Below are 16,838 nucleotides of genomic sequence, written 5' to 3'. Positions count from 1 at the left end.
TAATGTTAAACGGCAGCGGCACCACCAACGATCTCAGAAATTTCCTGAGTAATCGCGGCTTGACGCAGCTTGTTATAAATAAGTTGCAGGCTCTTAATGATCTCGCCTGCGTTGTCTGTCGCTGCTTTCATAGCGACCATACGTGCAGACTGCTCACATGCGATGTTTTCAATCACACCTTGATACACCACAGACTCGATATAGCGAACCAACAAGCCATTTAAAAGCTCTTCAGCTTCAGGCTCGTAGATGTAATCCCAACCGTATTGACGGTTCAGATTCTTGTCCTCTTCAGCAGCAGCCAAAGGAACAAGTTGTTCGATTTTTTGATTTTGAGTCATGGCATTGACAAAGCCGTTTGACACTAGATAAATACGATCTAACTCGCCTTTATCATAAGCATCCAACATCACCTGTACAGAACCAGATAACTGCTCAAGACTTGGGGCATCGCCGACTTGCGTCGTCGCACCAAGCACTTTACCGCCGTAGTTTTTAAAAAACGAAACCGCTTTTTGACCAATTAAAGCAAATTGAACTTCAATTGACTGCTCTTGTTGCTGTTGAACGTGTTTAACCACTTTCTTGAACAGGTTAATGTTCAAACCACCAGCAAGGCCACGATCTGAAGACACAATGATATAGCCAACGCGCTTAACCGGGCGTTCAACCATATAACGGTGTTTGTATTCAGGATTCGCTTGGACCAAATGAGCAATTACACGGTGCATATTTTCGGCATACGGACGGCCTTGAGCCATGCGCTCTTGCGCACGACGCATCTTAGAAGCTGCTACCATTTGCATCGCTCGAGTAATCTTCTGCGTGCTCTTGATACTAGCTACTTTGGCGCGAATTTCTTTTAAATTTGCCATACGCTTAACCTAGTATTCGAAAGCCCTTGCGAGCTTCCGAAGGTTGATTCCGTGAACCAAACCGACACTAAATTCAACAGAGGTTGAAATTAGTAAGTTTGAGTCGCTTTAAAGCTTTCAATACCTGCTTTGATTGCAGCTTCGATGTCTTTGTTGTAATCACCAGAGGCATCGATTTGTTGCATTAACGCAGCATGTTCTGAACGGAAGTAAGAAATTAACGCAGCATCAAAGTCTACGATTTTCTTAACGTCTACGTCAGCCATGTAGCCTTCGTTAGATGCATAAATTGAAACAGCTTGGTCAGCAATTGAGTATGGAGCATATTGTTTTTGCTTCATTAACTCAGTTACACGTTGACCATGTTCAAGTTGCTTACGAGTTGCTTCGTCAAGATCAGAAGCGAACTGAGCAAATGCTGCCAATTCACGGTATTGCGCCAAAGCAGTACGGATACCACCAGACAATTTCTTGATGATCTTAGTTTGCGCTGAACCACCAACACGAGATACAGAGATACCCGCGTTCACAGCAGGACGAATACCTGCGTTGAATAATGATGTTTCAAGGAAGATCTGACCATCAGTAATCGAAATTACGTTGGTTGGTACGAATGCAGATACGTCACCCGCTTGAGTTTCAATAATCGGCAATGCAGTTAATGAACCAGTTTGGCCTTTAACTTCACCGTTAGTGAATTTCTCAACGTAGTCAGCAGATACACGAGAAGCACGTTCAAGTAGACGCGAGTGTAGATAGAACACGTCACCTGGATACGCTTCACGACCTGGTGGACGGCGTAAAAGCAATGAAATTTGACGGTAAGCAACAGCTTGCTTAGACAAGTCATCATAAATGATTAACGCATCTTCACCGCGGTCACGGAAGTATTCGCCCATTGTACAGCCAGAATACGGAGCTAGATACAGCATTGCTGCTGGATCAGCTGCAGCTGCAGCTACAACAGTTGTATACGCCATAGCGCCAGTTTCTTCTAGCTTGCGTACCACGTTAGCGATAGTCGATTGTTTTTGACCGATTGCTACGTATACACATTTAATGCCAGAGTTTTTCTGAGCGATGATCGCGTCGATCGCCATTGCTGTTTTACCAGTTTGACGGTCACCAATGATCAACTCACGTTGACCACGGCCTACAGGGATCATTGTATCTACTGATTTATAACCAGTTTGTACAGGTTGATCCACTGATTGACGCCAAATTACGCCTGGTGCTACTTTTTCAACAGCATCAGTTAATTTTGCATCAATAGGGCCTTTACCATCAATCGGGTTACCCAAAGCATCTACTACACGGCCTAAAAGTTCTGGACCAACCGGAACTTCTAATACACGACCTGTGCAACGCGCTTTTTGACCTTCTTGAAGGCTTAAGTAGTTACCTAAAACAACGACGCCCACTGAATCCTGTTCTAGGTTCAGTGCCATACCGTAAAGGCCGCCGTCGAATTCGATCATTTCACCGTACATAGCGTCAGCTAAGCCGTGAATACGCACAATACCGTCGGAAACCATAACAATGGTTCCTTCGTTCTTAGCGGTTGCGCTGGTGTCCAGATCGCCGATACGCTGTTTAATGAGCGCACTGATCTCGGATGGATTCAGTTGTTGCATTGCGCTATACCTCAATCTTTTTAAAGTTCAGTCTTCTAAATGCAATTAAGCAAGAAGACGAGTACGCATTTTTTCAAGCTTGTTAAGCGCAGAATCATCTATCACTTGGTCGCCTGCACGAATAACTACACCAGCAATCAGCGCTGGGTTAACTTCTACAGAAACATTTACGGCAGCTTCGAATTTTTTCTCTAATGCATGCGCAAGTAATTGTTCCTGTACAGAAGTCAATGGGAATGCAGATTCAATCACTACATCCACAGTATTGTTATTCTGTGATTTAAGCTGCTCATATTCTGCTGCAATCTCAGGAAGAAGAACCAAACGGTTATTCTCTGCAAGCAATGTCAGGAAGTTAGACACTGCTGCAGTTTGGTCTTCACCTAAAACTTTCGCAAAAAGAGCCACCTGCTCAGCAGGTGTAAGCTCAGGGCGATTTAGATAAGCTGAAAATGCTTCGTCTTGCACCGCAGCACTGAGCAATTCAAGTGCTGTTGACCAAGAGTCAGTTGCACTTTGCTCAGAAGCGTAAGCAAATGCTGCTTTAGCGTATGGGCGTGCCAACGTCAAGAGTTCAGCCATAATCCGCCTCTCTTAAAGTTTAGCAGCCAGCTGAGTCAGCATGGCATTGTGAGCTTCTGCATCAACTTGCTGGCTAAGAATTTTCTCAGCACCAGTTACTGCAAGAGCAGCCACTTGTTGACGCAATTCTTCGCGAGCAGCATTGATTTCAGTATCAACAGCTTCTTTAGCCTGTTGACGAATACGCTCACCTTCAGCCGCAGCTTGGGTACGCGCTTCTTCGATCAATTGTGCACCACGACGGTTCGCTTGTTCGATCAATTGAGCCGCTTGTGCTTTTGCCGCGTCTAACTCAGCTTTCACTTGTGCTTGCGCATCTGCAAGGTCAGCCTTCGCTTTTTCAGCAGCATTTAAGCCATCAGCGATTTTACGCTGACGTTCACTAATCGCATTGATTAGTGGTGGCCATACAAACTTCATGCAGAATGCGACAAAAATCGCAAACGCAATCGCTTGGCCAAACAATGTGAGGTTGATATTCATTGCAAATTCCTCAAATAGTGAATTTCGGAATTAAGCTGATTAACCTACAAATGGATTAGCGAAGATGAAGAACAAGCCAATACCAACACCGATCATAGGCACAGCATCAAGAAGACCCGCGATTAAGAACATACGAGTTTGAAGTTGTGGAGCCAATTCTGGTTGACGAGCTACAGCTTCAAGGAAACGGCCGCCTAGAAGACCAAAACCAATCGCAGTACCTAAAGCACCGAAAGCGATCAAGATAGCAGATGCAATTGCAACTAGACCTAAAGTGAGTTCCATGATAATTCCTCAGAGGTTAGGTTTTATACCAAATTAAGTTAAAAAATTGTGTGCCCAACCATCCGTTGACAGTTAGGCAATACCATTAATGCTTTTCGCTTGCCATACTCATGTACACGATAGTCAACATCATGAAAATGAATGCTTGTAGCGTAATAATCAAAATGTGGAAAATCGCCCAAGGCACAGACAACGCCCACTGGATCCAGAACGGTAATAACGCGATAAGAATGAAGATTAACTCACCCGCATACATGTTACCGAACAGTCGTAGAGCCAATGAAACTGGTCGCGCCAAGAAAGTAGTCAATTCCAACAATAAGTTGAATGGAATTAAAAGCACTTTAGCAACTGGATTACTTGGGTTAAATGGGTTCAGTGCTAACTCACCAACGAAGCCGCCAACACCTTTCTCACGAATACTATAGAAAATAATTAAGAAGAATACAGAAATAGACATACCGAGGGTAATGTTTGGATCTGTAGTCGGAACAATTTTAAAGTAAACCTGATGAGGGTCTACACCCAGCATAGAAGCAATCGCGTGTTGAGCTACATAAGGAATAAAGTCAACAGGGATCAAATCCATCAAGTTCATGAGGAAAATCCACACGAAAATGGTTAATGCTAAGGGTGCAATTAATCGAGACTTCCCGTGGAAGGTATCACGTACACTTGAATCTACAAACTCGATAATCATTTCAATTGCAGACTGGAACTTGGTAGGAACACCAGCATTAGCCGCTTTCGCAACCAACCAGAACAACAAACAGAAAATCAGACCCAGTCCGATAGACCAACCCATTGAATCCAAGTGAATAGCAGTGAACCCCATCTGTTGAGCTTCAGCACCGCTCTCGGCCAATTTCCACGTACCGTCCGGCATTTTGCCATAGGTCATGTTGGTCAAGTGATGCTTGATATACTCGGTCGAAGTAAGGGCATGTTCTTCAGCAGCCATAAATCACACCTGGTCAATGTCAAAAAACTAATAGAACAAACGAATATCGCGTGCTGCTTGATATCTCGCCTGCTCCTGAAAAACTTTTCAATTTCTTGTTGTGCTTATACTCATTTTTGTAGACGTGACGCCCAAAACGGAGCGACCCACGACATGGCTTGAACAAGTATAAAACCACAAAACAACGCCACCGCTGACAACGGTTTAACATTGCTTAAAATTAAAATGAAACCAACAATCACAATGGCAAACTTTCCCATCAAGCCTTTATACATGTTCGAAAGAACTTGTTTAGACGCGCGGGCTCCTGCTGCTCGAAACGATTGCCACGAAAAATAACAAGTCGCGAGCCAACATACCAGTGCACCTAATGCTGCACTCAAGGCTGCGGTTGAGTCTTTCACGACCCAGCCGATCAAGGCTGAAACAGGGATCATACAGGCTTGCAGGAGGACCAAAGCTTTCGCTAATCGTCGGTCAATCAAGCGACTAGTTCGGCTCATTATTTATTCACTCACAGCAATCATGCTTGACAAGTTTAACAGGTGATTATTTTTAATCGCAGGCATTATAGAGTTACACCCCTGAACATGCAATCTTTTCCCGACCTTAGTCGTGTTTTTTTAAATCGGGCCACTGCTGTTAAACTAATCAAAATCTGTCTATTTTTTAAACCATTAGCGTGCATTTAGTACACATTTCTGGGTTTCTGTAGCCAATTGCTGCCAAGCCTGCACAAAGTCCCTTGCCCCGCTCATGCTTTCATCGACATGCTGGAACAGTACCGGATTGAGTTTGCGGTACTGGTTTTCACTGGCATGACCTTCGGCCAGCAGACACATTTTGCGCTGTGGACGATGATCCTGTAAAAACTTGATTTGGGCTACGGTTGGCGAAACATGTGGATCATCGGTCAGCGCCCCCATGAATTTTAAATTGAGTGGGCGCTCAAGATACTGGTAGGCATCGTGATAAGACCAATAAGGTTTGGCCTTGTTGCTTGAACTATAACGCTGGGCCGTAGCAAACATGTTTTGTGCAAAGTCACGGGCATTTTTCCAGTAGCGTTCACGATGCTCCGGCAGTTGCTGCGAACGTAGCGCCGCAATAAAGAAACCTATCCGTACCGCATTATTCGGATCGAGCCAGACATGCGTGTCTACCGTATTTTTTAAGGCCTCGCCACGCGGATTACGCATCGGCAAGGTAGTCAAAATTCCGGAGTCTAAAAGTGCGATACCTTTATTACTTTCATTCAGCACTTTCGCCAAGGGTGCTTCATGCGCCTGACCCAGCCAGATCACCAGACCTGCATTCTGAATAGTTTTTCGATGCGCCGGAGTCAGACTCACATCATGTCCACTTTGGTTGGCCAGCAATAAAGTCGGCTGTTCCACACCTTGGGTAATTTTCTTGGCAATCAGATGGATCGGCTGCGTAGACACCACCAGACTTTGTGACCAACTGAGTGTACTGAACAATGCGAGCAGACTGATTGCAAGAAGACGGAACATGAGTAGAAATCACTTAAAAACGATAAAATCAGGAAGTGTTATAATATAACAAAAATACAAAAATACCTATGCCCAATCGAAACTCAGAACGCTTCATGTTAAGATTTGAAATCTATTAATTTTCAGTTTCGCACTTGAGGTGAACTATGGGTTCCTGTTCGCACGAACACCACAACGCATTGCACGGCGTGCACGACCATCCCAATGTCGCACAACGTCTTGCTGAAGCGGAAAGTCTTTGTGCAGCAAGCGGCGCACGCCTTACGCCTTTACGTAAAGAAGTGCTGGAACTCATTCTGAATGCGCATGGCCCGATGGGCGCCTATGATCTGCTGGCACAAATGAAAAATGCCAGCGATCGTCCTGCAGCCCCACCAACGGTGTATCGCACTCTGGATTTTTTATTAAGCAAAGGGCTGATTCATCGCCTGACCTCGATCAATGCCTATATTCCCTGTTGCCATCCGCGTGAAGGTCATCAGGCTGCTTTTTTAATCTGTACCGAATGTAAAGCCGTGAAAGAAGCGTCGGCTCAGGGCCTGCTCAATCAACTCGATGCACTGGCAAGCTCGGACGACTTCACGGCACATCACAGCATTATCGAAATTTCAGGAATTTGTCAGCAGTGCCGCAACAAAGCTTAAGTGCCTCTCCCCTGATTCAGCTCTCCAAGATCTGGGTCAAAATCGATGAGCGCGATATCCTAAAAGCCATTGATTTCTCATTACAAGAGAAAGAAATTGTCACACTGATTGGTCCCAATGGTGCTGGTAAATCGACCTTAATTAAAGTCATGCTGGGCATACTAAAACCACAATCGGGTGAGATCAAAACTGCGCGCAAACTCAAATTCTCTTATGTGCCACAGAAATTTAATCCATCATATAGCTTGCCGCTACGAGTGAAAGATTTATTGGCACTAGAAAAATGCCCGTCCCAGATTAAAACTGAAATTATCCGGGATACTGGTATTAGTAAACTGCAAGATTCTAAAGTTCAGCAGTTGTCTGGCGGTGAACGTCAGCGGGTGCTACTGGCCCGCGCCTTATTACGCCAGCCGGACATTTTAGTTCTCGACGAACCGATGCAGGGTCTAGACATCCAGTCCGAAGCTGAACTGTATGAATATGTGCGTAACTTGCCGGAAAAATATGGCTGTGCCGTACTGATGGTTTCACATGACTTGCAATGGGTGATGCAAGGTACGACTCGTGTGGTCTGCTTGAATAAGCATATCTGTTGTAGCGGGCTGCCGGAAAGTGTGCAGCAACATCCCGAATATCAGGCAATTTTTGGCACTAACCGGGTATTCTACCAGCATCATCATGATCATTGTGCGCATGGTGATTCTGCCACACCCTGTCAGCATGATTCGCGTCCTCATATTCACCCCGAGCCGGAAGCTTAAACCATGATGGATTGGTTACAACTCCTTTTACCTGCATGGATCATGGGAACGCTATTGGTATTTCTGACTGCACCGCTGGGCTGTCTCATGCTCTGGCGGCGTATGTCATTTTTTGCCGATACCATGGCACACGGTACTTTACTCGGTGTTGCCATTGCTGGAGCTTTAAGTTTACCGCTGTGGATGGGAGTCACTTTTATTGCCTTATTATTGGTCGGGATTTTGTGGGTACTGCATGACCCACGCCTGCCGAATGATGCCTTGCTGGCCTTATGTTCAGCAACACTGCTTTGCTCGGGATTATTGTTCATTCAGCATTTACCGAGTTTAAGACCGGAACTTCTCAGCTATCTATTTGGTGATCTACTGACGATTTCTTGGGCGGACTTACCCACCTTTGCTATCGTGATTATTCTGGCCTTAGCCGTTCTCTATAAAAGCTGGCAAGCGCAGATTCAAATCGCAATTGATCCGGACATGGCGGTCAGTGAAGGTGTAAATGCCAAATGGCAACGCCTGATCTTTATGTTGTTATTGGCATTGTTTACCGTGCTTGCCCTGAAAGCAGTCGGTTCACTCTTGATGGGGGCATTACTGGTGATCCCTGCCCTGACTGCACGATTACTTGCACATTCACCAAAACAAATGGTGATCTGGGCATTTGTGATTGCGCAAATTGGGGTGACCGTGGGTCTGTGGTCGAGTGCCGGTCTCAATACTTCGACTGGTTTAACCATTGTCCTGACCATGGCAGTGCTGTTTGCACTGATCTTCTGTGTGCAAAAGTTTAAAAAGCTGGCTTAATCTTTCTTTTAAATCATGATGATTTTCTAATGATCTATTCCGCCTCTCTCCTTTAAGGAGAGAGCAAACACTCTTTATTGATGCACCAAACTCAATAAAAATGCAGCGCCTGCAAATAAACCGGCAAAAGTCCGGTTCATGACTTTTTGTTGTTTCGGTGATTTTAGTAGCCTTAAAACTTTAGCAGCCAATCCGGTATAACCCGCCATCACAATCAGATCAATCGTCACCATTGTCGCAGCCATAATCAAATACTGAATCCATTGAGGCTTGGACAAATCCAGAAATTGCGGCAAGACGGCCAGTAAAAATACGATGGCTTTAGGATTACTGATATTAACCAAGAAACCATGCAATACCAGTTTCCCTCTCGATTTTCGCGCCAATTCATGTTTAATTTCGATAGATTGTGCAGGTGCTTTCCACTGCAAAATAGCCAAATACAATAAATAGCCGACACCAAACCATTTCACCACTAAAAATGCCCACGGGGTTGTCGCAAACAAAACTCCCACGCCTGCCGCAACCACTGCAATCTGCACCAATAACGCCAGTTGCAGACCCAGCGCATTCCAGTAACCATGCCGAAAACCATAATTCAATCCGCTCGACATCGATGCAATTGCACCAGCGCCCGGAGACACACTAATCACCCAGCAGGCCAGCATATAGGCAAACCACATTTGATAGGACATGGATATTTAACTCAGCAAAACTTGCCCAATATTATATGAATTTTCTAATAAAATCAGGCTAAAAACCTGCTTAAATATAAGGCATTGCACTATTCACTCTGTCTAGCTTCAGGCACAATATGTACATTAAAAACAGGATCTATCCTTACAGGAGCCATGAATGACAGCCCAATCGGTAATCTTGCCACTTCCTTCAGATCATGCCCGTTTTATTGTTTTACGTCTTAAAGATTTGAGTATTGAACAATTAAAAGAACAACTCGAACATCTTTTTACTTCGCGTGATCGTCTTATTACGCAACATCCTCAAGCACAAATTAAAACGGCAGTGGCTTTTGGTCCTGAACTGTGGGCAAAACTTTATGATCAAGCTCCTGCAGGATTTAAACAGCTTGCACCTATTCAGGGTTCATTCGAAATGCCCGTGGTTCCAGCAGATGTACTGATTCATATTGCCAGTGCCCGTGCTGATATCTGTTTTGCGCTCAGTCAGGCTTTTTTTGAAGGTATTCAGGCCCAGGTTCAGGTACTGGATGAGCGGGTATGCTTCCGATATTTTGATGGTCGTGACATTACTGGCTTTATTGATGGGACTGAAAATCCGCAATTCCCGGATGATCGTGCTGAAGTCGCATTATTAGGTGAAGATTCAGGTATTTTCCAAGATGGTTCATTTATTTTTGCCCAGCGTTACGCGCATAACCTGGAAAAATGGAAAAAGCTAAAAGTTGATACTCAGGAACAGGTTATGGGTCGCACCAAGCTTGAATCCATTGAATTGGATGATGAAGTCAAACCTGAAAATGCGCACGTGGCACGTACTGTAGTTGAAGATGAAGAAGGTGAAGAAATGGAAATCCTGCGTCACTCCTTGCCATATGGTGACGGACGTGGCGACCAGGGTCTATTCTTTATTGCCTACACCAAAGACCTGAAAATTATTGATGCTATGTTAGAACGTATGTTCGGTACATCTGGTGATGGAATTCATGACCGCCTGCTGCATTTTGTAACACCTCTGGATGGTGCCTATTACTTTGCACCGAGTGAGGAGTTACTGGAAGAGGTTTTGTAAATTCACTTTAAAATTAAGCATAAATCTTATTTCGATTTATGCTTTTTAACTAAGATTAAAATAGAATTTAAAGAGTTATAAGCAACTTATATTATCTATATGTATGTTACTTTTATTAAAAATAGTAGTCTTCTTGGTTCTTAAATTTTTATATTCGACATCATATAAAAGATAACCTTGTGACATAAAAGTATAATACCCAGTAATTTCTCCATTAATGATTTCATTCATTGTTCTATAGACTTCAGGCTTAGCATTATCACCCATATCGACATTTTTTTCTTTTATAGGTCTTGATATTTTAATATTTTTCAAATAGGGATAATATTTTACAAAATTAATATCAGGATACTTACTAGAAACTAACAAAATAGATTTCTTTTCACTTATCAGACAATAATATTCATCATTTGATTGTGCGCTTGTACATACCACTAGAGCAAAAAAAATAAGTATAATTTTTTTCATAATTCTTTTAACCTCTTTTTAGCTAATGTTATTGCAGAATTCGCACTATAACCATACCTCTTTCTGCCAACTTTGTTCCCTTTCTTATCTTGTTTATAACCAAAAGGATAATCTTTGTCTTTACACATTTCTAGAAATCTTGAGTATCCTTTTTTTGACTCATTAGAGTTTTTTAATTTTCCTTTTTTGTAACCAGCAGGATCACTCCATAAACCCCATCCAAAGCATTCACCAATTTTATTAAAATAAATATAACTATTTTCAAATTTCGTATAATTATCAAGATTATCAACTATTTTCTTATCTAAATTTAAACAGGTTTTTATATTAAGAGCGATTACAGCTCTTTTATAGTATTTCTCTCTATCATCAAATCCGTTATATCCGCCATTAATTAAAGCACAAGTTGCTATTAAATCATTATTAATGGCATGAGGACTCAAATTGCCAGCTTTAGAATGATGCCAATACCATACTGCAGAACCTACAGCATGTTTTTTTTCTTTAGCAATTCTATGTTTATTATTTCCTAAAAAGTTTTCATTCACTGCTAACCCATAAAGCTCATAATTATTTTTATAGGTTAATTGCATTAAGCCACGTCCTTTATAGCCATCATAAACTTCACTTTCAGATTTACCACCTAATCCTTCTTCTAGCAAAGAATAACTTGCAGTTTCATGTAATGTGTGTGCTATAAAATGAGCCTTTTCAAGACAATTAATCATATTAAGTTTTTTAAATTGTTCATTTAAATCATTAAGAAAGCTTATAGCTGTGGCACTAGTTGTTATTTTTTTAAATTCTTCTGCTGAAATATCCCTATTACAGACACATTTACTTATTTTTAAATTTTTCTCTATTCTTGGCTTATTTAGTACAGTTCGACCTACCGTTAAGTCCACATCTAATTTCATTTTTATGGCATCTTCTTTAATTCTTTTTACCACATGAGTTTTCGGTTCCAAGGGATTACCATCAGGTTTAAATACCGTGATCTGTATTTTTTCTCCAATCATGCTTGGAAATGAAAATTTACCATCAGAGGTATTTGAAATTTTGGTTATCTTATTTCCTAGATAAAGTATCTCGATCTTTGTATTTTCAACGATATAACTATTTCCTTCTCTATCTAGAAGTTGGATATTTGATTCACTTTTAAAGTTTTCGCAGGGTTCGTCTAATTTAATTATTTGTGGTATTTGAGAGCCATGCTCAGAGTTAACAGCACCTTTTAGAGCAAACTCATCATTTGAAGTCAAAACTAGAATTTCAATATCTCGATTAGGTGAAGATACCACCTCTACAATGCCCTGCTCATTGGTATGACGTTCAAATGAACTTTGTTTTCCTTTAGGGCGAGATTTTACCGGGAAACTCGTTAATATTTTCTCATTGCAGTCTATTATTTTAAATAAAGTCGTAACTATACCTTTTGTAGTAGGCATCACTTTTTCTTTATGATACTCCTCTATACTTTTAGGCAAGGATACTTTTACAGGATTCTTTCTAGAAGAAATGATTGAAGAATCAATCGTTTTAATAACGATATAATCTTCCACATTAGGTGGCTTAGCTAAAATTTCCACAGTTCGATTTGGTGAACCCTGAAATATAAATAAACCATCTTTATCTGTTTTATTTGTATTTTCTCTCGATGAACCTTTATAGCGTGATTTAACTTTTAAATTAATGACATATTTTCCTGAAGCATCATAAATTTTTGATGTTATGGTAACTAAATTGCTCATCATTCGACATCCTCTTCAGTATATACATCATCCTCTAAATCCCTTTCTTCTATCTCATACAATAGTTCATCAATACTTTCATTATCTAAGTCTTGAATGAGATGAGTTTGTAAAGAATTAAATCCTAAAGCCACGAAATCTGTGGGTTGAGAGGTATAGAATCTTAAAGTACTTAATTGATTATTTTCATTTAATACAGACTTCTTAGTTTTAATTAAGTTCCCATCCAACTTATTTAGAATAAAAATTTCTTTTTCTCCTGCAGACTGGTTAGTCCACTGATAGTTAATTTTATTACTGAATAATGTTTTCATTTTTGGAAGATTTATTTTTTGTTCAATAATATTTTGACCTTTCGTAAACAGATGCTGCCCGGCCTTACACTCAAATTTCCCACCAGTTGTGACCATTACTCCACCACCATTGATCTTAATTTGAGACCCTCCAGCGGTCAGTACGATCTCCTTCGGACTGGTGATTTCGATCTTGTCTTCAGTCGAAATAAGCTTGATTACCTTGCGGGCAATCGCTTCAATTGCATCATCTTGGGCTTGTATTTCAATTTTGCCTTGAGCTGCATAGACACTTACGCCTTCTTGAGCAGCGAACAAACTGATCCGGTCCTGTGCATGAGCAACTAAAGATTTCTGTGTGGAAAAATGAATATTGTCCCCGGCACTCTGATTGATTTGCTGATCAGCGGATAAATGAATATTTTCCTTTGTGCTCAGTGCAATCGATTGGGGTGCGGTTAACAGCATCACCGCCTGTTTAAATGCAGTAGCTTTGCCCCGGTCTTCAGCTTCAATCTGATTCAGAAACTGTTTTAAACTATCAAAAAATTCCAATGGATCAGCCTGCTGTTTTTCTGCAATATCACTCAAGGCTTTACTATGATTGAGATTCGATTCAAGCTGTTCTTTGGCTGAGTCAGCATCCAGGTGATTGCCTGCGGCTGACTCTTGCCCATAAGTGGAAATCAGCAAGCCTTTCCCTGCACGTATGGCACCCCAATGATCCGTTCTTAACTCAAAACCTTCTCCCCGACCTTCGCTGCTTTCACTTTCTTTGGGGTGGCTTAGATTTCCCAGATTGAGCTGGCTGGCTGCATGACTACTTTGCAGCTGTACACTGATCTGTCCAGTCGTATCATCAAAACGCAACTGGTTAAAGCCCTCACCATCGACCTCCTGAGAACGGATGCCACTGAGTTTTTTGGTCGCAGGAAGTTCTCCTTTTGCATCAAACATGGTCGGATGCCGTTCTGCTTCATGAATCCGTCCCACCACAAAGGGCCGGTCGATATCACCTTCAAAGAAGTCAATCACTACAATTTCGCCAATTCGCGGATGCAACCTGATGCCATAGCCCTCACCCGCCCAAGGGGTCAAAACATCCACCCAGGCAGAATCACTATCATTGTCATTGCTGCCTGCACCGCCATCATGCTGATGATCCTCACTCCGGGTAAATAGAAAACGAACTTTCACCCGCCCCCATGCATCGACATGAATCGTTTCACCTTCAGGTCCGACCACTCGAGCCCGTTGCGGATATGCAGCAGGCCGATGAATGAAGGGGTGGTACTCAGGAACAACCGGGATTTCACGGCGCACCATCTGTAGTTCATTGGCCTGTCGTTCCTCCTGTGTCATCTGCCAGCCGCTCTTCTCAAGCAAACTGTCCAGCTGAGATAAGATATCTTTGGGTAAATTGTTCTGGTTATAAAACCGCTTAGCTAAAATCAGAAATTCACGTTGATGGGCAGGATGCTGATCAATTTCAGGATGCTGTTGCAGTTCAAACCAGTATCCAACCTGAGCATCTCGTACGCTGCTACTGGCTTTAAAATATTTAGACTGCAAAGCATGATAGTCACTGAGCTGCTGATTGAGTCGATCCAGTTGGGCTATACCAGATGCTGTCACCTGATCCTCATGATTTAAGTCGCCGGTCCAGGCCGGACTGATGTTCCACGCATCTTCAAGCTGAAGAGTGGCATTTGCGTGAATATCACTTTGCTGATGATTACTGAATAAAGGCTGGCTTTGATCTTGAGCAAGTTGCTGGGCATGCCAGCGCTGGGTTTGGGTACTATTCGGATTGAGCTGACGTACCGCAATCAGACTGGTCAATGTGTCCAGCTGTTCGGTGGCATGACTGCGATGAAACCGGATGGAACGGCGTTTTAAAGCTGAAAAATATTGGGAATGATCTACCAGTTTTAAAAACTGAGCTTGAATCTCGCTGGCTGATACAGGCACAGTTAATTGCTTTTCATCGATCAGCCAGTTAATTCCTTCGCTACGCCATAAACGGGTCAGAAAATCATAATCCGATTCATTAGATTGCATCACAAAAGGCCGGACATCATAGTCCCGGCTGAGTCCTGTCAAATCCAGGCTGAGACTGACCGCGAATAATGCACTTCTGTTTTGCCATTCACTGAACAGGATTTCACTGATCTCGCGCACCGTCTTGTTCATAAAAACCCGACTGTTACGGCGCTTCTGCCAGAGTGCAGTCGCGTCATTCAGCGTCAGTTTATACAGGGTCAAAGCTCCATCATTCTGTCCTTGGCTGGCTGCAGTAATAATGCCCGTAGTCCGGAAAAGTTCACCCCGGTCTGTGACCTGATCAATGGCCACCCGACAGCCGATAAACTGTTTCAAGGCAATATGAGCATGAGTGGAAAGACAGATCAGTTCAGCCTGCAGACCTTGATTGATCTGATGCTGACCCTCAATCCGCTGAATCAAAACCTGATGATTTAAAGGAGGATGTGAAAACTGTAAATGTAGCGCACGATGCTGGCGCTTAAGCCCGAGCTGCTCCAGCAGCATATGGATAGGTTTTGGCATTTTATAGTTATAATTTTAAGCTTTATTATTGTGCGGCAAATTTTAGGAAAAGTTATCCATTTCGTCCAGTTCACGATGCATTTCACATAATTAGGCCTTTAATTTATGACTCTTCAATTAAAAATCTTAAATCGCATGTGGTACATCTTAATTAAAAATATTGCCCAATATTCCCTATTTTTCTGATTATCCTATACGGAACTTGCTGTTACACTCATTCAGATCTCATTCTTCAAGGCCAAAGACATGCTGAAACTCCCTTCTAAATTACCTGATTTGGGCGTGACCATTTTTAGTACCATGTCGGCCTTGGCACAAAAACTCGGAGCCTTGAATCTTTCTCAAGGATTTCCGGACTTTGCAGCGCCTCCTGCCTTGATTGAAGCTTTAAACCGGGCCAGCCAGAATGGATTTAACCAGTACGCACCGGGAGATGGTCTGCCAGTCTTGCGAAGTCTGGTGGCAGATCTCTATCAGCAGCGTGATCAACTGATTATTGATCCTGTCGAGGAAATCACGATTACCCCTGGGGCGACAATTGCGATTTTTTGTGCCATTCAAGCCACGGTGCGTGCCGGGGAAGAAGTGATTATTTTCGACCCGAGCTATGACAGTTATGGACCTGCGGTACAACTGGTCGGGGCAAAGCCAGTGCATATTGCTTTGCAGCATCCTGATTTTTCTGTGGACTGGAATCAGGCCAAAGATGCCATTAATGACCGTACCCGCATGATTATCGTGAATACTCCACATAATCCGAGTGGGAGTGTCTGGTCCAAGGCAGACTGGCAGCAACTGATCGAACTGATTCGCGAGCGCAATATTGTGGTGCTGTCCGATGAAGTCTATGAACATCTGGTTTTTGACGGCGTTCAGCACTATTCGGCCTGGTCATTTCCAGAACTTCGCGAGCGTAGCTTCGTAATTGGCTCTTTTGGTAAAACCTTCCATGTCACTGGCTGGAAAACCGGATTTTGTATTGCTGCACCGGCACTGATGAAAATGTTCAGACAGATTTATCAGTTTGCCAGCTTCTGCGGTGTGACACCCGTTCAGGTTGCCTTGGCGGAATATATGCAACTGCATCCTGAGCATATACCTGAACTGTCCTCTTTTTATCAAAATAAACGGGATTTATTTAACTCATCCATTAAAACATCACGCTTTAAATGGACACCTTCTCAAGGGACTTATTTTCAGAACTTAGATTATTCAGAGATTCGGCCTGAGCTCGATGATTTTTCCATGTGCCATTTTCTGGCAGAACAACATGGGATTGTCGCGATTCCAGTCTCCGCGTTCTACCAACACCCCCCTGCAGATTTACGTCTGCTCAGGTTCTGCTTTGCAAAAAAAGAACAAACCTTGATCCAGGCAGGTCAAATTCTTTCAAAGATTTAACTCATTTTTTAACTAAAAATCTCATAAAATAAATGCCTTAG

General features: G+C 42.6%; 17 protein-coding genes. 5 read left to right on the top strand and 12 right to left on the bottom strand.

The window, feature by feature from the left end; all coding sequences use genetic code 11:
- Positions 1 to 5 precede the first annotated feature (5 nt).
- The 8 genes from atpG to ACP7BU_RS13760 all read right to left on the bottom strand — a co-directional run bounded on the left by atpG (position 6) and on the right by ACP7BU_RS13760 (position 6,334).
- Complete coding sequence (gene atpG / locus ACP7BU_RS13795; protein ID WP_004644862.1) at positions 6 to 875, bottom strand: F0F1 ATP synthase subunit gamma; 870 nt, start codon at positions 873 to 875, stop codon at positions 6 to 8.
- Between the two features lie 89 nt (positions 876 to 964).
- The gene (atpA, locus tag ACP7BU_RS13790; protein ID WP_004644861.1) at positions 965 to 2,509 is read right to left on the bottom strand and encodes a F0F1 ATP synthase subunit alpha; all 1,545 of its coding nucleotides are present in this window, start codon (positions 2,507 to 2,509) and stop codon (positions 965 to 967) included.
- A gap of 45 nt (positions 2,510 to 2,554) precedes the next feature.
- Positions 2,555 to 3,091, bottom strand: coding sequence for a F0F1 ATP synthase subunit delta (locus ACP7BU_RS13785; protein ID WP_004280992.1), 537 nt, complete (start codon positions 3,089 to 3,091; stop codon positions 2,555 to 2,557).
- 12 nt (positions 3,092 to 3,103) lie between these two features.
- Positions 3,104 to 3,574 (bottom strand): F0F1 ATP synthase subunit B, encoded by a 471-nt coding sequence (locus ACP7BU_RS13780; RefSeq protein WP_004280990.1) that lies wholly within the window; start codon positions 3,572 to 3,574, stop codon positions 3,104 to 3,106.
- Positions 3,575 to 3,613: 39 nt separating this feature from the next.
- Positions 3,614 to 3,859 carry a F0F1 ATP synthase subunit C gene (atpE, locus tag ACP7BU_RS13775; RefSeq protein ID WP_000424060.1) on the bottom strand — a complete coding sequence of 82 codons (246 nt, stop codon included), beginning with the start codon at positions 3,857 to 3,859 and terminating at the stop codon, positions 3,614 to 3,616.
- An 85-nt stretch (positions 3,860 to 3,944) separates the two neighbouring features.
- The gene (atpB, locus tag ACP7BU_RS13770) at positions 3,945 to 4,820 is read right to left on the bottom strand and encodes a F0F1 ATP synthase subunit A (RefSeq protein WP_004644859.1); all 876 of its coding nucleotides are present in this window, start codon (positions 4,818 to 4,820) and stop codon (positions 3,945 to 3,947) included.
- Between the two features lie 110 nt (positions 4,821 to 4,930).
- Positions 4,931 to 5,323 (bottom strand): ATP synthase subunit I, encoded by a 393-nt coding sequence (locus ACP7BU_RS13765; RefSeq protein WP_004280982.1) that lies wholly within the window; start codon positions 5,321 to 5,323, stop codon positions 4,931 to 4,933.
- A 174-nt stretch (positions 5,324 to 5,497) separates the two neighbouring features.
- Positions 5,498 to 6,334: a metal ABC transporter solute-binding protein, Zn/Mn family gene (locus ACP7BU_RS13760; RefSeq protein ID WP_005105131.1), complete on the bottom strand. Its 837-nt coding sequence runs from the start codon at positions 6,332 to 6,334 to the stop codon at positions 5,498 to 5,500.
- A gap of 146 nt (positions 6,335 to 6,480) precedes the next feature.
- Here ACP7BU_RS13760 and ACP7BU_RS13755 point away from each other — a divergent pair, with 146 nt between their 5' ends.
- Genes ACP7BU_RS13755 through znuB form a run of 3 tightly spaced genes read left to right on the top strand, consistent with a single transcriptional unit; the run spans position 6,481 to position 8,546 of the window.
- Positions 6,481 to 6,978, top strand: coding sequence for a transcriptional repressor (locus tag ACP7BU_RS13755; protein ID WP_085064895.1), 498 nt, complete (start codon positions 6,481 to 6,483; stop codon positions 6,976 to 6,978).
- Positions 6,951 to 7,742: a zinc ABC transporter ATP-binding protein ZnuC gene (gene znuC / locus ACP7BU_RS13750; protein WP_171065008.1), complete on the top strand. Its 792-nt coding sequence runs from the start codon at positions 6,951 to 6,953 to the stop codon at positions 7,740 to 7,742. Before ACP7BU_RS13755 ends, znuC begins: the two co-directional genes overlap by 28 nt.
- A gap of 3 nt (positions 7,743 to 7,745) precedes the next feature.
- On the top strand, positions 7,746 to 8,546 hold the full coding sequence (znuB, locus tag ACP7BU_RS13745) for a zinc ABC transporter permease subunit ZnuB (protein ID WP_138743288.1): 801 nt from the start codon (positions 7,746 to 7,748) through the stop codon (positions 8,544 to 8,546).
- A 74-nt stretch (positions 8,547 to 8,620) separates the two neighbouring features.
- On the opposite strand, the gene ACP7BU_RS13740 is transcribed toward znuB, so the two are convergent.
- Positions 8,621 to 9,241 carry a LysE family transporter gene (locus ACP7BU_RS13740; protein ID WP_425880124.1) on the bottom strand — a complete coding sequence of 207 codons (621 nt, stop codon included), beginning with the start codon at positions 9,239 to 9,241 and terminating at the stop codon, positions 8,621 to 8,623.
- A 160-nt stretch (positions 9,242 to 9,401) separates the two neighbouring features.
- On the opposite strand from ACP7BU_RS13740, the gene ACP7BU_RS13735 reads away from it, so the two are divergent.
- Positions 9,402 to 10,316 carry a Dyp-type peroxidase gene (locus tag ACP7BU_RS13735; RefSeq protein WP_005105126.1) on the top strand — a complete coding sequence of 305 codons (915 nt, stop codon included), beginning with the start codon at positions 9,402 to 9,404 and terminating at the stop codon, positions 10,314 to 10,316.
- A gap of 75 nt (positions 10,317 to 10,391) precedes the next feature.
- Here ACP7BU_RS13735 and ACP7BU_RS13730 read toward each other — a convergent pair whose 3' ends face one another.
- From ACP7BU_RS13730 to ACP7BU_RS13720, 3 genes are read right to left on the bottom strand one after another with little or no spacing between them, the layout of a single operon-like run.
- Positions 10,392 to 10,784 carry a hypothetical protein gene (locus ACP7BU_RS13730; RefSeq protein WP_180181000.1) on the bottom strand — a complete coding sequence of 131 codons (393 nt, stop codon included), beginning with the start codon at positions 10,782 to 10,784 and terminating at the stop codon, positions 10,392 to 10,394.
- Positions 10,781 to 12,538: a glycoside hydrolase family 19 protein gene (locus ACP7BU_RS13725; protein WP_311204140.1), complete on the bottom strand. Its 1,758-nt coding sequence runs from the start codon at positions 12,536 to 12,538 to the stop codon at positions 10,781 to 10,783. Before ACP7BU_RS13725 ends, ACP7BU_RS13730 begins: the two co-directional genes overlap by 4 nt.
- Positions 12,535 to 15,396 (bottom strand): type VI secretion system Vgr family protein, encoded by a 2,862-nt coding sequence (locus ACP7BU_RS13720; RefSeq protein ID WP_425880125.1) that lies wholly within the window; start codon positions 15,394 to 15,396, stop codon positions 12,535 to 12,537. The genes ACP7BU_RS13725 and ACP7BU_RS13720 overlap by 4 nt, the downstream gene beginning before the upstream one ends.
- A 246-nt stretch (positions 15,397 to 15,642) precedes the next feature.
- Between ACP7BU_RS13720 and ACP7BU_RS13715 the strand changes: the two genes are divergently transcribed.
- Complete coding sequence (locus ACP7BU_RS13715) at positions 15,643 to 16,797, top strand: methionine aminotransferase (protein ID WP_425880126.1); 1,155 nt, start codon at positions 15,643 to 15,645, stop codon at positions 16,795 to 16,797.
- Positions 16,798 to 16,838: the final 41 nt, after the last annotated feature.

The organism is Acinetobacter sp. 40AMC3-4 (assembly GCF_049898185.1).
Lineage (GTDB): Bacteria > Pseudomonadota > Gammaproteobacteria > Pseudomonadales > Moraxellaceae > Acinetobacter.
Note: the sequence above shows the minus strand (reverse complement) of the source record. Positions and strands in the feature narration are given on the sequence as shown.

Coding starts and splice junctions, on each gene's coding strand:
- atpG (WP_004644862.1), bottom strand. CDS start 875: ATGGCAAATTTAAAAGAAATTCGCGCCAAAGTAGCTAGTATCAAGAGC.
- ACP7BU_RS13755 (WP_085064895.1), top strand. CDS start 6,481: ATGGGTTCCTGTTCGCACGAACACCACAACGCATTGCACGGCGTGCAC.
- ACP7BU_RS13785 (WP_004280992.1), bottom strand. CDS start 3,091: ATGGCTGAACTCTTGACGTTGGCACGCCCATACGCTAAAGCAGCATTT.
- ACP7BU_RS13725 (WP_311204140.1), bottom strand. CDS start 12,538: ATGATGAGCAATTTAGTTACCATAACATCAAAAATTTATGATGCTTCA.
- atpE (WP_000424060.1), bottom strand. CDS start 3,859: ATGGAACTCACTTTAGGTCTAGTTGCAATTGCATCTGCTATCTTGATC.
- ACP7BU_RS13780 (WP_004280990.1), bottom strand. CDS start 3,574: ATGAATATCAACCTCACATTGTTTGGCCAAGCGATTGCGTTTGCGATT.
- znuB (WP_138743288.1), top strand. CDS start 7,746: ATGATGGATTGGTTACAACTCCTTTTACCTGCATGGATCATGGGAACG.
- ACP7BU_RS13715 (WP_425880126.1), top strand. CDS start 15,643: ATGCTGAAACTCCCTTCTAAATTACCTGATTTGGGCGTGACCATTTTT.
- ACP7BU_RS13765 (WP_004280982.1), bottom strand. CDS start 5,323: ATGAGCCGAACTAGTCGCTTGATTGACCGACGATTAGCGAAAGCTTTG.
- ACP7BU_RS13720 (WP_425880125.1), bottom strand. CDS start 15,396: ATGCCAAAACCTATCCATATGCTGCTGGAGCAGCTCGGGCTTAAGCGC.
- ACP7BU_RS13740 (WP_425880124.1), bottom strand. CDS start 9,241: ATGTCCTATCAAATGTGGTTTGCCTATATGCTGGCCTGCTGGGTGATT.
- atpA (WP_004644861.1), bottom strand. CDS start 2,509: ATGCAACAACTGAATCCATCCGAGATCAGTGCGCTCATTAAACAGCGT.
- ACP7BU_RS13730 (WP_180181000.1), bottom strand. CDS start 10,784: ATGAAAAAAATTATACTTATTTTTTTTGCTCTAGTGGTATGTACAAGC.
- atpB (WP_004644859.1), bottom strand. CDS start 4,820: ATGGCTGCTGAAGAACATGCCCTTACTTCGACCGAGTATATCAAGCAT.
- ACP7BU_RS13735 (WP_005105126.1), top strand. CDS start 9,402: ATGACAGCCCAATCGGTAATCTTGCCACTTCCTTCAGATCATGCCCGT.
- ACP7BU_RS13760 (WP_005105131.1), bottom strand. CDS start 6,334: ATGTTCCGTCTTCTTGCAATCAGTCTGCTCGCATTGTTCAGTACACTC.